Raw genomic sequence first — 16,947 nt, forward strand, 5'->3', positions numbered from 1 at the left:
GCCAGCCCGCCGATCGATTTCCATGTCACCGACACCTACTTCGTGATCGCGCACTTCCACTACGTGGTGTTCGGCACGGTCGTGTTCGCCACCTACGCCGGTATCTACTTCTGGTTCCCGAAGATGACCGGCCGGATGATGGACGAACGCCTCGGTAAATGGCATTTCTGGTTGACGTTCCTCGGTTTCCACGGCACGTTCCTGGTGCAGCACTGGCTCGGTAACGAGGGCATGCCGCGCCGGTATGCGGACTATCTGGCCTCGGACGGGTTCACCACGCTGAACATCATTTCCACGATCGGTGCGTTCGTGCTCGGTGCTAGTACGTTGCCGTTCGTGTGGAATGTGTTCAAGTCCTACCGGTACGGCGAAGTCGTGACGGTCGACGATCCGTGGGGCTACGGCAACTCGTTGGAGTGGGCCACCTCCTGCCCGCCGCCGCGGCACAACTTCACCGAACTGCCGCGGATCCGGTCCGAGCGTCCGGCGTTCGAGTTGCATTACCCGCACATGGTCGAGCGGATGCGCGCCGAAGCCCACGTCGGGCCCGGCAGCCACGGCGGACACACCACCGAAGTACTCGAACAGACTCGCAGGGCGCCACTGAGTACCAGCGACCACGAACATTCGGGAGATCCCGACGCGTAGGGCTCGCTCTCAGATGGCTCTCAGCAGCAGGGGCGATACTCGATCGATGTCCGATCACCCCGCGCCGAACCTGTCGGCATGCCGATAGCCCGGCGCGGGCGGCCCTTGAACTTCTCATTGCACAGTCGCATCCGCATCCTGATCATGAGTGTCGCCGCACTGGCCGTGGCGGTCAGTGCTCTGGCGATCTACGCCGTCACCGAGCAAGCGCTCCGAGCACAGGTCGCCGACCGCGTCAGTCGGAACGCCGACGCCCTGATCGCCGGTGCGACGTCCGGTGTTCCGTCGACACTGTTCGGATTCGGCGTCGGCAACACCGAAGGTCCGGCGATCAAAGTCGCTCTCGTCTCCGCTGACGGTGAATTGATCACGTTCACCGCGGAGTCCAGGCCGTTCACCGGTTCGGGCGGCGTACTCGACGCACCCGAACAAGCGGTCGCCGACGGCACGACGGACACGTCACTCCGAGAAGTGCGCGGCTACATGATCTCTGCGAAACGCACGGTGTCGGGCGAAACGGTCATGGTGGCCGAATCACTTCAGACCAATGCACCGCTGCTGGGAAAGCTAACTCTTGCGCTCGTCATGATCGGAGCATTCCTCGTCGCACTCGCCGGTATCGCAGGCGCAGCCGTCGCGAGGACCGGTCTCCGCCCGGTCAAGAGACTCCGAAGTGCCACCGAACGCGTCGCCCGAACCGGTTCCCTCGAACCGATCGCCGTGACGGGTGACGACGAACTCGCCTCACTCGCCACGAGTTTCAACGAGATGCTGCTCGCGCTCGACAAGTCAGGCGCGCGCCAGAACAAACTGATCACCGACGCGGCCGAGGAACTGATGGAGCCGCTGAACACTCTGCGATCGAAGATCGACGTCCTGATGGCCGTCGACACGCAGAATCCCCCGCTGACTCCGGCGGACCACGACGAGCTTCGCGTCGGAGTCATGGCCGAGATGGACATGATCATTCGGCTCGTTCAGGAACTCGTCGATCAGGCCCGAGAGGTTCCCGAGTCAACGAATTCGTGAGTCTTTCTCGATCCGATGCACTTCGACGTCGGCGAGAACACCATCGGTGATCGTCGCAGTCATATAGGTGCAGAATGGCTGGCGGCGACGGTCGGTCAGCGATCCAGGGTTGAGCAATCTCAGACCGGAATCCGCCACCGTGTCCCACGGAATGTGGCTGTGCCCGAACACCAGGACATCGGTGTCGGGGTACAGCGCGGCCATCCGTTTGTCGCGTCCTGCTGCCGCACCGGTCTCGTGGACGACGGTGAACTGCAGCCCGTCGAGTGTCACATCGGCTCGCTCGGGCATCCGTGTGCGTAGGTCGTCGCCATCGTTGTTCCCCCAACACGCGATCAAGCGGGACGATCGGGCCTGCAGCGTCTCGAAGAACTCGAGGTCCACCCAGTCGCCGGCGTGAATCACCACATCTGCAGCGTCGACGGCCGACCACACCTCGGCGGGCAGGTCCTTCGCGCGTTTCGGGATGTGGGTATCGGCGAGGATCAGCAGCTTCACGTACCCAGTGTGCCCCGTCAGCGAACGTAGACAGCCGTTTTGCGGCCCTCGATCGTGTGCACACGAACCGGAGTGTCGAACACGTCGCTGAGAATGTGGTCCTGCATCATCTCGTCGGCGGTGCCACCCGTGACGATGACGCCGTCGCGCAGCGCGATGATGCGGTCGGAGTACGCAGCGGCGAAATTGATGTCGTGCACGATCAGCACGATGGTCTTGCCGAGCTCGTCCGCAGCGCGGCGCAGTTGCTTCATCATCAGCACCGAGTGCTTCATGTCCAAGTTGTTCAGCGGCTCGTCCAGCAGAACATACTTGGTGTCCTGCGCGAGAACCATTGCGACGAAGGCACGTTGACGCTGGCCACCCGACAACTGGTCCAGAAACCTGTCGCCGAGCGACGTCAGATTGAGGAACTCGAGGGCAGTGTCGACGTGAACGGCGTCGTCGGGTCCGAGGCGCCCCTTCGAGTGCGGGAAACGACCGAACCCGACGAGTTCACGGACCGTCAGTCGCGCGGTGATGTGATTGTCCTGGCGCAGGATCGACAGATGCTTGGCCAAATCCGCCGATTTGGTCGTGCGAATGTCCATGCCGCCGACCGTAACCGTGCCCGTCGTGGGATCGAGGAGTCGTCCGATGACGGTCAGCAATGTCGACTTGCCCGCACCGTTCGGCCCGACGAGCGACGTGATGCCGCCGTCGGCGATCGTGCCGGAGACCGGCCCCAGCACACTGTGGTCCTGATAGGACTTGGTTACATCCGAAAAATTGATCACAGCTTGCCTTTACGGAGAATCACGGCGAGAAACAGAATGCCGCCCACGAATTCGATGATGACGGTGAGGAATCCACCGGCGTAGAAGATGTGCTGCATGACGAACTGCCCGAGGACGAGCGTCAACAATCCCAGCAGGAATGCCACCGGCAGAACGTAGATGTGCTTGTAACTACCCGTGAATTGGTAGGCCATGGTGGCGACGATGAATCCGAAGAACGTCATCGGCCCCACGAGCGCCGTCGAGAACGCCACCATCAATGCGATGAGGACCAGCATCAACGTCAGTTCACGCTTGTGCGAGACACCGATTGCCATGGCCGCCTCACGCCCCAGCAGCAGGGCGTCGAGGTGGTGTCGGCGTGTCCACAGGATCACTCCGACCACGATGCACACCCCGAACGCCAGCGGAAGGTAGTCCCCCTTGACTGCACTGAGGCGCCCGAACAGCTCGACCGACAACATGTCGTACTCGGTCGGTGACAGCAATCGTTGCAGGAATGTCGAAATACTGTCGAACGCAAGGCCTATGACGACTCCGACGAGAAGCATCAGGAACAGACTGCCGGTCTTGCCGGAGAACATCCACCGATACAGGATGGTGGCGAAGACGACCATCAGCGCCGTCTGCGCGAGCAGTTTCGGTATGCCTTCGGTGTTGGCGATGACCGTGCCGCCGAAGACGAACACCATCAGTGTCTGCATCAGCGTGTACAGGGAATCGAACCCGATGATCGACGGTGTCAGGATGCGATTGTTGGTCACGGTGTGGAAGACAACGGTTCCCACGCCCTGGGTGAACGCCGCGATCACCATGGCGCCCACCATGTTCAGGCGTCGGGGAAACGCGAACGAGAACGATCCCTTGACGAACAGGAACAGGAAGCAGATCGTCGCGACGACACATGCACCTGTGAGAAGTGCGATGCGCATGCGCGGGGACAACGACGGCCGAGGGATCCGACGCGACGCGCCCTGCTCCAGCGTGGCGCGTGAATCAAGCACTGACATAACGACGCTGCCTCACGATCAACACGATGAATACGACGGCGCCCACCACACCGAGAATGACAGATGCTGGAATCTCCATGGGCGCGACGACGATTCGACCGATCAAGTCACAGATGAGCAGTAGTCCCGCGCCGATGACGGCAACCCACGGGAGATTCTTGTGCACGTCGTCGCCGAGAATCATCGACACCAAATTGGGGACGATGAGCCCGAGGAACGGAATGAAGCCGACGACGACCGTCGTGACGCCGGTGGCGATGGCGACCATCGTGACACCGATGAAGACGATCTGCTCGTAGCGCAGTCCCACGTTGGTCGCGAGATCCTTGCCGAGGCCTGCGACGGTGAACCGATTCGCGAGAACGTAGGCCAGAATCGCGATGATCAGCACCGCCCACAGGGGTTCGTAGAAGCCTCGGACCACGCCGCTGAAACCGCCCGAGCGCCAGGCGGACATCGATTGCAGTAGGTCGAAGGTGCCGGCGAGGAACGTGGTGATCGCGCCGATGACGGCGCCGAGCATGATTCCGACGAGCGGCACGACGAGGGACGATTTGACGGAGATCCTGTTCAGCACAGCGATGAACACGAAGGTGCCGACGAACGCGAAACCGGTGGCGACGACCATTTTCGCCAAGGGGGTTGCCGCGGGAAGCACGATGAACGTGAACAGCACGCCGAGCCCCGCCCACTGCGCGGTTCCGGCCGTGGTCGGTTCGACGAACTTGTTCTGCGTGATCATCTGCATGATGACGCCCGAAATGCTCATCGCCATGGCGGCGAAAATCAGTGCGAGAGTGCGGGGTACACGCGAAATCAGGAACATGTTTCGCGCTTCTGGATCGCTCATCAGCGTGTCGAGCGTGATGTCGTAGCCGCCGACGAACAACGAGACCACGGCGAGAACGCCGACGGTGACCGCTATCGATGTGAGCAGCAGGGTGCGGTGAGCCATGATCGAACAGACCACTGCGCCGGGAGTCGAGTGCCGACCCCGGCGTCAGAGATCTTCCTATGCGGCGTTCGCGAACGACGTTGCGATCTGCTCGAACGCCTCGGTGTACGCCTGGATGCCCTCGCGTGTGTAGAAGTACGGATCGAGGTAGATGATCTGATCCTGCGTCACGAAGGTGGTGTTGGCGAACGCTTCCTGAGCATCGATCACGGCCTTGGCGGGCGATGCACCTTCTTCGCCTGCAGCGGCGTCGCGGTCGAGGACGATGACCCAGTCGGGGTTGGCCTGCGCGATGGTCTCCGGCGCCAGGCCCGAATCACCGTGCACATCACCGGCTTCGCCGGCGAACACGTCGGTCAGAGTCAGAGGTTCGAGCAGTCGCCCGATACGTCCGGCCCCGTTGTCGATCTTGCCGCCGCTGACGTTGGCGAGGAACACCGTCTGCCCTGTCGTCTGTGCCGCAGCGTCACTTTCGGCGGTATCGAGCGCCGCGATGATGTCCGCAGCCTGTTCTTCCTTGCCGAAGATGGTGCCCAGCGTCTCGGTCTGAGTCTTCATCGTCTCGACCCAGTTCTCCTCGTCCGGAGCGATGTCGATGGTCGGCGCGATCTGGTTCAGCTCGTCGGTGTACTCCTGGAATCGGTAGCCCCCGATGATCAGGTCCGGCTCCGCTTCGCTGACGAGTTCGAGGTTCGGCTCACGGTGTGTCCCGACATCGAGGATGTCCTCGTTCGCAATCCAATCCTCGAAGCCTTCGTCGGGCATGATCGGCTTCGGCAGAGCGACGGGTTCGATGCCGAACGCTTTCAGGGTCTCGAAGGACGTGTTGTCGAGTGCCGCGATGCGCACCGGGTTCGCCGGGATCTCGACGGCACCGTTGGTCGTCTCGACGGTGACCGTGTCCGAGGACGATGCCGCGTCGGTGGACGATTCACCACACGCCGACAGGACAAGCATCGAGGCGGCGGCGCTGGCCACGACCAGCATCGACGTACGGGAAATCTTCACGCGGTTGTCCTCACCAGGTTTGTTTACGAACTCTTTAGTTGACGAGAAAAGTAGCGGTTCAGGTGAGGCTAGGCAAATCTAAGAACGGTGACACCGGTCACTGGAAGTCTCGGGACTTCGACCGCACACGAAGATCCATCAGTTGCAGGTGATCGGCCACGACCGTCACCGCCCCTTCGGCGTTCTGGACCTTGCCGCGCACGAACAGGGCAGGTGCTGTCAGAGCAAGTTTGCGGAACTTGGCCCACAACCCCACCGAGCAGACGACGTTGACCATGCCCGTCTCGTCCTCGAGGTTGACGAACGTGACGCCTCCTGCTGTCGCCGGCCGCTGCCGATGCGTCACGGCGCCGCCGACGAGAACACGATCCCCGTCCGGCACCTGAAGCAACCTGTTCGCCGGGATCACGCCCATCTCGTCGAGTCTGTCCCGAAAGAACTGCGTCGGATAGGAATTGGGCGACACGCCCGTGGCCCAGACATCCGCCAACGCAAGGTCGAGATCGCTCATCCCCGGCAGCACGGGCGCCCGCGTCGATGCACCGAGACCCGGTAGCAGGTGCGCTCGTTCACCCGCGGCGGCGCCTGCCGCCCACAGAGCTTCCCTTCTGGTGACGCCGAAACATCCGAGAGCACCTGCAGTGGCAAGAGATTCGGCTTGCGACGTCGACAGTTCCACTCGTCCGGTCAGATCCACGAACGACGTGAACGGGCCGCGCAGAACTCGTGATTCGACGATGCGCTCGGCGAGATCCTGCCCGATGTGTCGCACGTCGGCGAGACCCATTCTGATTTCGAGGCCGCCGCCGGTGAGGTCGGCGTACCAGGAACTGGCGTTGACGTCGGGTCCGTGGACTTGGACGCCGTGGCGACGCGCATCGGCGACGAGTGACTGCGGCGAGTAGAAACCCATCGGCTGCGCCCTGAGCAGACCGGCACAGAATGCCGCGGGATGATGCAGCTTGAACCACGACGAGTAGAACACCAACGACGCGAAGCTCTGCGAATGGCTTTCGGGGAAACCGAAATTCGCGAACGCCGCGAGTTTCTCGTAGATGCGGTCGGCGATGTCGCCGGTGACACCGTGCAGGTTCTTCATACCGTCGTAGAACCGCTCGCGCAGCAGGTCCATCTTCTCCGGAGACCTCTTGGAACCCATCGCGCGACGCAACTGATCCGCTTCGGCGGCACTGAAGCCAGCGACGTCGATGGCCATCTGCATCAGCTGTTCCTGAAAGAGTGGCACGCCGAGGGTGCGCTCCAGAGCCTTCTTCAGAGACGGGTGATCGAACGTGACGGGTTCGAGTCCGTTGCGGCGCTTGATGTACGGATGCACCGAACCACCCTGGATGGGTCCCGGCCTGATCAGGGCGACCTCGACCACGAGATCGTAGAACTCGGACGGTTTGAGCCTGGGCAACGTCGCCATCTGCGCACGGGACTCGACCTGGAACACACCGACCGAATCGGCACGCTGCAGCATGTCGTAGACGGCCTTCTCGCTCAGATCGATCTCTGCGAGATCCACGTGAACGTTCTTGTGTTCGGCCACGAGATCGATCATGTAGTGCAACGCCGACAGCATGCCGAGGCCGAGCATGTCGAACTTGACCAATCCCACTGCAGCACAGTCGTCCTTGTCCCACTGCAGCACACTGCGATCGGCCATCGTCGCCCATTCCACCGGACACACGTCGGCGATGGGCCGATCGCAGATGACCATTCCGCCCGAATGGATTCCGAGGTGGCGCGGAAACCCTTCGATCTGCTGCGCCAGGTCGAGTACGGACGTCGGAATCTCGCTGTCCTCCTGGTCCCCTACCTTGGACCACCTGGTGACCTGTTTGCTCCAGGCATCCTGCTGCCCTTGCGAGAACCCCAACGCACGAGCCATGTCTCGCACGGACGACTTGCCTCGATAGGTGATCACGTTGGCGACCTGAGCCGCGTACGAGCGGCCGTACTTCTCGTAGACGTGCTGAATTGCCTCCTCCCGACGATCGGACTCGATGTCGATGTCGATGTCGGGCGGCCCGTCTCGCTCCGGTGCGAGAAATCGCTCGAACAGAAGCTTGTTCGCCACCGGATCGACGTTGGTGATGCCGATCGCGTAACACACTGCAGAGTTGGCGGCCGATCCCCTTCCCTGACACAGGATGTCGTGTGTCTTGCAGAAGTCCACGATGTCGTGGACGACGAGGAAGTACCCGGGGAACTCGAGGCGCTCGACTATCTCGAGTTCGTACTCGATCTGTGCGTACGCCGACGGATGCGACTGACGCGAACCGTACCTGCGCGCCGCGCCGTCCATCGCGAGTGCGCGGAGATAACTGATCTCGGTGTACCCCGCCGGAACGTCGAACGGAGGAAGTTTCGGTGCGATCAAGTGCAGATCGAACGCGCACTCACGCCCGAGGTCCACCGCTCCGCGCACAGCGCCGGGATGGTGCTCGAACAACCGCGCCATCTCCGTACCGGAACGCAGATGCGTCCCTCCCGTCGGCGCAAGCCATCCCGCGGCGTCGTCCAGGCTGCTGCGCGCGCGGACCGCCGCCATCGCCATCGCGAGACGGCCGCTCTCCGGCGTCGCATAGTGCGCAGCCGTCGTCGCCACGATCGGTAGCGCATACCGCCTGGCCAGCTGCGCCAGGTCGTCGTTGCGCTCGTCGTCCTCGGCGATGCCGTGGTGTGTGAGTTCGACGCTGACTCGATCCGCACCGAATCGATCGACGAGATCACCCAGCGCGGCATCCGCTGCAGACAGTCCCCCGGTGTCCAGAGCTCGTCGGACATGGCCTTTTCGGCAGCCCGTGAGAATCTGCCAGTGACCGCCCGCGGCGTCGGACAGCCGATCGAAGTCGTACTGCGGTTTGCCCTTCACTCCTCCTCGCAGATGCGCCGCGGCAATCTCGCGCGACAACCGCCGGTACCCCTCCTGTCCCCGCGCCAACACCAGAAGATGGGAACCGTCCGGGTCCAACTCCCCCGCCCGCGAACGAGCCGTACCCAACGACAACTCGGCACCGAAGATGGTTCCGATGCCGAGAGTCCGCGCAGCCTCGGCGAAGCGCACGACGCCGTAGAAACCGTCGTGATCGGTGATCGCGATGGCTTCGAGCCCGAGACGTACCGCCTCCTCGACCATCGCCTCCGGCTGGCTCGCGCCGTCGAGGAAACTGAATGCAGAATGGGCGTGCAGCTCGGCGTACGCCGTCGTCGGCTCCGACGGACGCGACACCTCCTTCTCGTACGAAGCCCGCTTACGGGACCACGCCGGACTGTCACCCCCGTCGCCGACGACCTCCGGACGCGCCGGACGGCCCGACAGGACACGCTCCATCTCCGACCACGTAGGTGGGCCGTCGTTCCAACCCATGGCCACCTCCTGAATGTTTCGAACGTATGTTCCCATTACACCTCGAGCCACCGACACGAATCAATCGCCCGCTCGTGGCACCGATAGGCTCGCCCGGAACGAATGCGCATCCCCTTCGACAAGAGCCGGAGATCTCGAGTGACACGTTGGGCCTCTTTCGTCGTCGCGAGGAAACGATGGGTCCTCACCATCGCCGTGGTGCTCGTCGCACTCAGCGGCATCTGGGGTCTCGGAGTGTTCGGCAAACTCAGCGAAGGCGGGTTCGTCGACCCCGGTAGTGAAGCGGCGCAGGTCAGCTCGCTCGTCGCGAACCTCGGCCAGCAGAGCCCCGACATCGTGGCCATCTACACACCGCCCGAGGGCAAGACCGTCGACGACATCGCCCCCGACGTCGAGGCCGTGCTGAACGACTTCCAGGGCGACTACACGGTCGAGAACGTCACGTCGTACTGGACGGCGAACGAAGCCGCCAAGCCGTTGCTGCTCTCGAACGACGGCACCAAGGCCCTCGCCACCGTCACGCTCGGCCCGAACTCGGGCGTCTCCTTCGCGACGTTCGGTCAGCTCCTCCCGCACCTCGAGGTACCCGGCGTCACCTCTCAGTTCGCAGGCGGTTCCGTCGTCGGCGTCTCGTTCAGCACGACCCTGCAGAACGATCTGGTCCGTTCCGAGGCCATCGCGATCCCCATCACGCTCGTGCTGCTGATCGTCATCTTCGGCGGTGTCGTCGCCGCAGCAGTTCCAGTGTTCGTCGGAATCCTCAGTGTCGTCGCCGCACTCGCGATTCTGCGCGTGCTGACGACGTTCACCGAGGTGAGCTCGTTCTCCATCAATGTCGCCTCCCTCCTCGGACTCGGCCTCGCGATCGACTACGGCCTGTTCATCGTCAGCCGCTTCCGGGAAGAAATGCGCGAAGGCAAGAGCCCCGCCGACGCCACCGTGCGCACGGTGCTGACCGCCGGACGGACGATCGTCTTCTCCGGCCTCCTGCTGATCTGCGCCTTCGCCGGGATGCTCGTGTTCCCGCAACCGGTCGTCAAATCGCTCGGCTTCGGCGCGATGGCCGCCGTCGCAGGCGCAGCAGTTCTGTCATTGACGGCCGTACCCGCCCTGCTCGCGATCCTCGGACCCCGAATCAACTCGTGGACCTGGAGCAAGACCGCGTCGGATCGCGGCGACGCGCGCGCACGGAAGTTCTGGGGAGGCGTCGTGACCCGGGTGATGCGCAAACCCGGAATCGTCGCCACCGTCATCGTCGCCGGACTACTGGTGCTGTCCGCACCGATTCTGAAGGTGGCACTCGGCGAAGTCGACTACACAGCACTTCCCGCGGACGACCCCGCACGCGTCGCCGTCGAGACACTCAGCAGCGAATTCCCGACGACGGGCGACGGCGCGACCGTCGTCCTGCGCGGCACGGACGGCACCAAACCACAAGGCAGCCCGATCGCCGACGTCACTCGCCAAGCCGGAGACGTCGCCGGAATCGCCAGTGTCGAGTTCCGTGGTTCGTCGGACGATTTCGTCGTCCTGCAGGCGTCGTACAGCGAACCGAGCGACGGAAGCACCGAGGCCGAATCGCAGAGCTCCGCCGTCCGAGGACTCCGCGACATCACGCCGCCGGACGGCACCGAGATACTCGTCGGCGGCAACAGGGCACTCACCGACGACGGCAACGCCGCGATCGCAGCCTGGCTACCCGCGATGATCGCGATCATGGTGACCTCCACGCTGATCCTGCTGTTCCTCGCGTTCGGTTCGATCGTGCTGCCGATCAAGGCAGTTCTCATGGCCGGACTCAGCCTGGGCGCCACCTTCGGCGTACTCACGTGGGTGTTCCAGGAAGGACACGGCGCGGGTCTGCTGGGCGTGACACCAGCTCCACTCGAAGCGACGTTCGTCGTGCTCATCCTCGCCGTCGTCTTCGGCCTCTCGACCGACTACGAGGTGTTCCTGATGTCCCGCATGGTCGAAGCTCGAGCAGCAGGTGCGACGACGGAAGAAGCCGTCGTCATCGGTGCCCAACGCACCGGACGGATCGTCACCGCGGCAGCACTGATTCTCATCGTCGTAACCGGGGCGTTCACCATCTCCGAACTGTCGATCATGCGATTCCTCGGCCTCGGCATGATCGTTGCGCTGATCGTCGACGCCACCATCATCCGCATGCTCCTCGTGCCGTCCCTCGTCAAGCTGATGGGCGAGGCGAACTGGTGGGCTCCCGCCTGGATGAAGAAGGTGCACGACAAGGTGGGTATCGGGCACTGAGTGGGTCTGGGCTCGCTGCTCCCGAAGTGACCGAATGTCACCCTCGCTCACTCTGAGTGACTGAATGACGCCCTCGCTCACCCAGCCCACCCCGCCAAGTGACCGAATGTCACCCTCGCTCACTCTGAGTGACCAAATGACGCCCTCGCTCCCCCAGAGTGACCGAATGACGCCCTCGCTCACCCAGCCCACCCCGCCGAGTGACCGAATGTGACATTCGGTCACCCCAGGAAGGGACCGAACCGGACTGGCCGCGGAACTTACCAAGGAGTAAGTTGTCGACCATGGCGAACTACATCGTTACCGGCGGTACGGGTTTCCTCGGGCAGAACGTGCTGCCGTTGCTGTTGGACCGCGACCCGTCGGCGCAGATTCACGTTCTCGTTCGCCCGCACTCGATCGGGAAGCTCGAGCAGCAGGTCGCCGGCCTCGACGGTAAGGATCGGGTACATCCGATCGTCGGCGATCTCACCGAACCCGAACTCGGTCTACAGGACACCCCCGAGGGCATCGACCACATCGTGCACCTCGGCGCGATCTACGACATGACCGCAGGCGACGAGCAGGCGGCAACCAACGTCGAGGGCACACGTGCGGTCGTGGAACTCGCGGTACGGACCGGCGCTCGGCTGCACCACGTCTCGTCGATCGCCGTTGCCGGTGACCATCGGGGCACGTTCACCGAGGACGATTTCGACGAAGGACAAGGCTTCCCGACGCCGTATCACCGGACGAAGTTCGAATCGGAGGCGATAGTTCGCGAATCCGCGACGGATTGGCGGGTATACCGGCCGTCGGCAGTGGTGGGGCGGTCGGACACGGGTGCCATCGACAAGATCGACGGGCCGTACTTCTTCTTCCCGTTGTTCGCCGAACTGGCAAAACTGCCCGACGCGTTTCCGGTCACCGTTCCCGACATCGGCGCCACCAACCTGGTCCCCGTCGACTACGTCGCGGCGGCCCTCGTCGAACTGATTCACCGTAACCCGCTGCAGCAGCGAGTATTTCATCTCGTCAATCCCGATCCTCAACCGATGACCGAGGTCTACCGCGCATTCGGACGCGCAGCGGGGTCAGGCGCGAAGGTCGTCGGGATACCGGGTCTCGTTGCGGCACCGGTCGTCTCACCCCGCTTCGACGTCGTCAGATCGGGCCGTGACGCGATCATGTCGCGTCTCGGCGTACCACCCGTGATGCTGGATCACCTGACACTACCGACGACCTTCGACTCCACGGCCACACAGAATACGTTGCGCGACAGCGGAATTGCACCACCTCCACTGGCATCGTACGCAGATGTTCTCTGGGACTTCTGGCAACAGAACCTGGATCCCGATCGAGCTCGTCGTCAGGATCCGCGCGGCCCGCTGGTCGGACGCCACATCGTCATCACCGGTGGGTCGTCGGGAATCGGCGAGGCAAGCGCAGCCGCCGCTGCCCGCAAGGGCGCGACGGTCATTCTCCTCGCCCGCGGAGCCGAGCAACTCGAATCGGTCGTCGCGCATATTCGGTCGAAAGGTGGTGACGCATACGGCTACCCGTGCGACGTCACCGACACCGAATCCGTCGACCAGACGGTCAAGGCGATTCTGAGCGAACACGGCCACGTCGACATGCTCGTCAACAACGCGGGACGCTCGATCCGCCGGTCCCTGTACCGCTCGACCGATCGGTTGCACGACTTCGAGCGAACGATGGCCGTCAACTACTTCGGCGCTGTCCGACTCGTCCTCGCACTGCTGCCACATATGCGCCGACGACGCTTCGGCCACATCGTCAACATCAGTAGCGCTGCGGTGCAAGGGCATACGCCGAGATTTGCAGCCTATGTCGCGAGCAAGGCCGCACTCGACGGGTTCGCCGACGTCGCGGCGGCCGAAACCCTGTCCGACGGAATCACGTTCACGACCATCCACATGCCACTCGTCGCGACACCGATGATCGCGCCGACCGGAGACAAGAACGTCGGCCCGGTCGTATCGCCGGAGAAGGCCGCGGCGATGGTGATTCGAGCGCTCGTGGACAAGCCGAAACGTATCGACACTCCGCTCGGAACGCTTGGCCAGTTCAGCAGCATCTTCGTTCCGGGGCGCAAGGACCGCACGATGCACCAGTTCTATCGGCGCTTCCCCGATTCCGCCGCAGCCAAAGGGGAATCGACCGCCACGCCGTCGATGCCTGCCGGTTATCGGCACCCAGCGGAGTACGACGCGTCCAGTGCGGGAGCTCGCGTCGCGAAACTGGCACGACGACTCGGCCGCTTGGTACCCGGCGCCAACTGGTGATCAGGTTCGGCGACGGAGAGCTCGCGACCAGATTGTCGTGAACCCGACTCCCAAGTAGGTCAGGCATCCCAGTGCCAGGGCCCATTTGCTCACGCTCACAGCGGTTGTCGCGCGCACGACGGAATCGGTGATGTGCTCGGGGTGATCCAACAGATGCAGTCCGACGACATTCTCGACGTAGTCCCCGGCCGCGGAGATCACCGGTGCCGCTGCGAGTATCTTCGCGGTCCGCGGGTGCAGGTCCGAGAGTTCGCCGAGCCTCGTCGCCCCGGCGCGCAGTGCCATCGCATAGAGGGCCGGGTGCACGAAGTCCGGATAGTAGTGACTGCGGAAACGCGCTGTCGTCACACCGTCCATCGAATTCAAGATCTGTCGATAGCGGTCGGCCGACCAGGCCGTCTGAACTTCGAGTACGCGTGGCCCGGCAGGACCGAGCATCCGTACGATATTCGCTTGCGACACAACGAAAATGGCCGACCAGGCGATGAGCGGCACATCCCGTTTCGTGATCGTCCTACGCAATTCCATATGCAGATGGTAGAGCGTCCTCACTCGTAGAAACCTTCGACGCGCCACCCGTCGGTGTCGTATGCCAGCAACAGCATCCGGTTCTCCTCGATGTACACCTGCAGCCGCGCACCACGGTTACCGACGGCGGGGTCCCACCAGCGCTCGTCGACCGACCACGGGCCTGCCCACCCCACCACTGCCCACTTCTTGCTGCCCCATCGAAGGACGGCAGGCTTCCGATCGAAATCGCCTCGCTCCTCGACGTGTACCGACGTGCCGAGTGAATCCTCCAGCATCACTTCGGGACGTGACTCCATCACCGCAGCGGGTGCCGGTTGCGGCAGCTTTCCCGGCCACGGCGCCGACGGATCACGTCGAGGAACCAATTCGTCTCCCAACGACCGAAGCGTGACTCGTTCGGCGGGACTTCGGCCACCGCTGAGCACACCGATCTTCACGGCGTCTCCGCCGAGAAGGCCCTGCACTCGCACCAGCGCACGACGCGCCCTCTCGTCCTCGTCTCCGACGCTTCCCCAAAGCCCCAACTGGAGCTCACCGGCAGCGACGACCTCGACGGGTTCGAGCCGAAGGGTCGTGATGCCCGCGGTCGGTTTGCTCTCGCTGCGGCCGGTGAGCCACCCGTCGAGTTGCCATCGCACCCGATCGGCCGTGCCCTCGGGAGTCAGCGGTTCGGCACATCGCCAGATGCGAGAGAGGTTCTCGCCGTTGCCGGTGGATGCATGCACCAGCAGTCGTGTGCACGCGACACCGGCTGCAGCGAGCTTGGTGTGCAGCTTCTCGGCCATCCCGCGGCCTGCGAAGGCTGCGGCGTCGACACGATCGATCGGCGGATCGCACGAATGCTCGATGTTCAGATCGGGCGGCAGTGCACGAGCGGATGGAGGTCGCTCCGGCTCGCCGCGAGCGCTGCGATGAGCCAACACGGCATCGGTCCCGAACCGCGACGCCACGTCACCGGGAGTGAGCGCGGCGAAGGCCCCGATGGTGCGAAGTCCGAGTCGCCGCAACAGGTCGATCAACTCGCCCCTGTCCTGTGCGGCGAGACTCGGCTCCGCGGCGAGTTCGGCCACCGGAAGCGAGGACAGGAACTGCGCACCGCCACCACGCGGAACGACGACCGCATGACGCGCGGCGATGACAGCCGTCGTCAACTCGTCGGCGATGCCGATCTGACACTCCACCCCGGCGCTCGATGCCTGGTCGATGAGTCGTTCGGCGGCAGAGTGTTCCGATCCGAAGTACCTGCTCACCCCGCGGGCTCCGAGTATCAGCAGCCCGGGCCGCAGAATTTCCACGCCGGGCGCGACGGCATCGATGGCCGCTGCGACGGGCTCGAACAGACGCCCGTCACGATCCGGGTCCGCGGTCGTGACGTACACACCGGGGCATCGCGCCTGCGCTTCTCGCTTGCGCAACCCTCGACGAACGCCCTCCGTGCGAGCCGTCGCCGAACACGCGATCACCCGATTGCCCGACGTCACCGCCACCGGGTGCGTCGCGGGAAGATCCGCGACGGCCGCAGCAGCCACCGCGGGCCAGTCCGGACACCACAGCGCAAGAACGCGACTCATGCCAGCACCGCGAGATCACCGGCGGTGGAATCGAACGCGGTGGAATCGAACGCGGCAGTGCGGCTTTCGGATGCCACCGACCACTGCATTCGCCCCTGCTCGGATCGAAGATCGAAACACGTGGTGCGCGGACGCATCGCCTTGCCCTGTGCGCGCACTTCCAACTGCAGATTCCGCAGTCGTCCACGTCCGGACCGAGCGCCGGTGCCGACCCCTCCGTAACTCCGCACCACGGCGTCCAGACGTAGTTCGACGCCGTCCCACTGGCCGTCCGTCACCACCAGCGTTGCCCCTTTGCTTCGGGCACGCGCCACCACGGCACGTGCCCGCGACGGTGGCACCGACCTCCCGCCCAGTCCGAGTACGACGAGGTCCAGACCGTCGAGCAGGATCGCCGCCACCTCGACCGGATCCTCACCCGGATCGGGTACGACGGCCAATCTGTGCAGCTCGGCACCCATCTCGGCGGCTGCGAGCAAGCCGAACCTCGGCTGACCGACCACTGCGACATGTCTGCCCGACGCCGTGACCGCAGCCACCATGCCGAGCAACAGCGAACCCGCACCGGACACTGCAGCCACCGATCCGCGTACCAAGCCTCCGTGCGGAAGGATCGAAGCAAGAGCATCGGGAACCGGCAACACCGCTTTCCGTGGAACATCCGGCTCGGGTTCCGGCCGTTGTCGGACCATGGGTGCAGGATGAGGTGCCGGGTGACGAACAGCGCGTTCTTCACCCCTCGCGGGGACCGACGCCATGCGACGCCTCAGATACTCGACACGCTCCGGCAACGACATGTCCGCCATGGCTGCGTCGTCGCCCGGTGCACCAGCTGGAACAGGCATGCGAACTCCCCGAACAATCGACGAAATATGACACTCGGGCCGATCCGGAAGGCGGCGGGGAAGTACGCCTTTCGAACAGACTTTCGAACTCCTATCCAGTAAAGCCGGTGCGGCGACGCTCGTCAAGACGGCTCCGAAACCGCAGGT

The 16,947-nt window shown here is 63.9% G+C and carries 13 protein-coding genes; 4 read left to right on the forward strand and 9 right to left on the reverse strand.

From position 1 onward, the window contains the following. A partial coding sequence (locus CHB96_RS24790; RefSeq protein WP_176444494.1) for a cytochrome c oxidase subunit I occupies positions 1 to 648 on the forward strand: 648 nt, incomplete at its 5' end. Between the two features lie 144 nt (positions 649 to 792). Then, positions 793 to 1,677 carry a HAMP domain-containing protein gene (locus CHB96_RS24795; RefSeq protein ID WP_245866152.1) on the forward strand — a complete coding sequence of 295 codons (885 nt, stop codon included), beginning with the start codon at positions 793 to 795 and terminating at the stop codon, positions 1,675 to 1,677. Here the strand turns inward: CHB96_RS24795 and CHB96_RS24800 are convergent. From CHB96_RS24800 to CHB96_RS24825, 6 genes are all read right to left on the reverse strand, one after another. Further along, complete coding sequence (locus CHB96_RS24800) at positions 1,663 to 2,175, reverse strand: metallophosphoesterase family protein (protein ID WP_089251349.1); 513 nt, start codon at positions 2,173 to 2,175, stop codon at positions 1,663 to 1,665. The genes CHB96_RS24795 and CHB96_RS24800 overlap by 15 nt on opposite strands. A gap of 17 nt (positions 2,176 to 2,192) precedes the next feature. Continuing rightward, a complete protein-coding gene (locus CHB96_RS24805; RefSeq protein ID WP_089251351.1) occupies positions 2,193 to 2,951 on the reverse strand; it encodes an iron ABC transporter ATP-binding protein in 759 nt (252 codons plus the stop codon). After that, positions 2,948 to 3,961 (reverse strand): iron chelate uptake ABC transporter family permease subunit, encoded by a 1,014-nt coding sequence (locus CHB96_RS24810; RefSeq protein ID WP_245866154.1) that lies wholly within the window; start codon positions 3,959 to 3,961, stop codon positions 2,948 to 2,950. Before CHB96_RS24810 ends, CHB96_RS24805 begins: the two co-directional genes overlap by 4 nt. Continuing rightward, positions 3,948 to 4,916 carry an ABC transporter permease gene (locus tag CHB96_RS24815; protein WP_089251355.1) on the reverse strand — a complete coding sequence of 323 codons (969 nt, stop codon included), beginning with the start codon at positions 4,914 to 4,916 and terminating at the stop codon, positions 3,948 to 3,950. Before CHB96_RS24815 ends, CHB96_RS24810 begins: the two co-directional genes overlap by 14 nt. 57 nt (positions 4,917 to 4,973) lie before the next feature. Beyond that, entirely contained in the window at positions 4,974 to 5,924 is a 951-nt protein-coding gene (locus CHB96_RS24820; protein ID WP_245866156.1) for a siderophore ABC transporter substrate-binding protein, read from the reverse strand. A gap of 97 nt (positions 5,925 to 6,021) precedes the next feature. Beyond that, positions 6,022 to 9,300, reverse strand: a complete 3,279-nt coding sequence (locus tag CHB96_RS24825) for an error-prone DNA polymerase (protein WP_089251357.1) — start codon at positions 9,298 to 9,300, stop codon at positions 6,022 to 6,024. A gap of 138 nt (positions 9,301 to 9,438) precedes the next feature. On the opposite strand from CHB96_RS24825, the gene CHB96_RS24830 reads away from it, so the two are divergent. Then, the gene (locus CHB96_RS24830; RefSeq protein WP_089251359.1) at positions 9,439 to 11,568 is read left to right on the forward strand and encodes an MMPL family transporter; all 2,130 of its coding nucleotides are present in this window, start codon (positions 9,439 to 9,441) and stop codon (positions 11,566 to 11,568) included. Positions 11,569 to 11,852: 284 nt separating this feature from the next. Beyond that, entirely contained in the window at positions 11,853 to 13,853 is a 2,001-nt protein-coding gene (locus CHB96_RS24835) for an SDR family oxidoreductase (protein ID WP_089251361.1), read from the forward strand. Here CHB96_RS24835 and CHB96_RS24840 read toward each other — a convergent pair whose 3' ends face one another. Genes CHB96_RS24840 through imuA' form a run of 3 tightly spaced genes read right to left on the reverse strand, consistent with a single transcriptional unit; the run spans position 13,854 to position 16,800 of the window. Continuing rightward, complete coding sequence (locus CHB96_RS24840; RefSeq protein ID WP_089251480.1) at positions 13,854 to 14,381, reverse strand: hypothetical protein; 528 nt, start codon at positions 14,379 to 14,381, stop codon at positions 13,854 to 13,856. It abuts the gene before it with no gap. 20 nt (positions 14,382 to 14,401) lie between these two features. Beyond that, positions 14,402 to 15,955 (reverse strand): DNA polymerase Y family protein, encoded by a 1,554-nt coding sequence (locus CHB96_RS24845; RefSeq protein WP_089251363.1) that lies wholly within the window; start codon positions 15,953 to 15,955, stop codon positions 14,402 to 14,404. Continuing rightward, complete coding sequence (imuA', locus tag CHB96_RS24850; RefSeq protein WP_245866158.1) at positions 15,952 to 16,800, reverse strand: DnaE2-dependent mutagenesis accessory factor ImuA'; 849 nt, start codon at positions 16,798 to 16,800, stop codon at positions 15,952 to 15,954. Before imuA' ends, CHB96_RS24845 begins: the two co-directional genes overlap by 4 nt. Positions 16,801 to 16,947 lie beyond the last annotated feature (147 nt).

Source organism: Rhodococcoides kyotonense, from assembly GCF_900188125.1.
GTDB lineage: Bacteria > Actinomycetota > Actinomycetes > Mycobacteriales > Mycobacteriaceae > Rhodococcoides > Rhodococcoides kyotonense.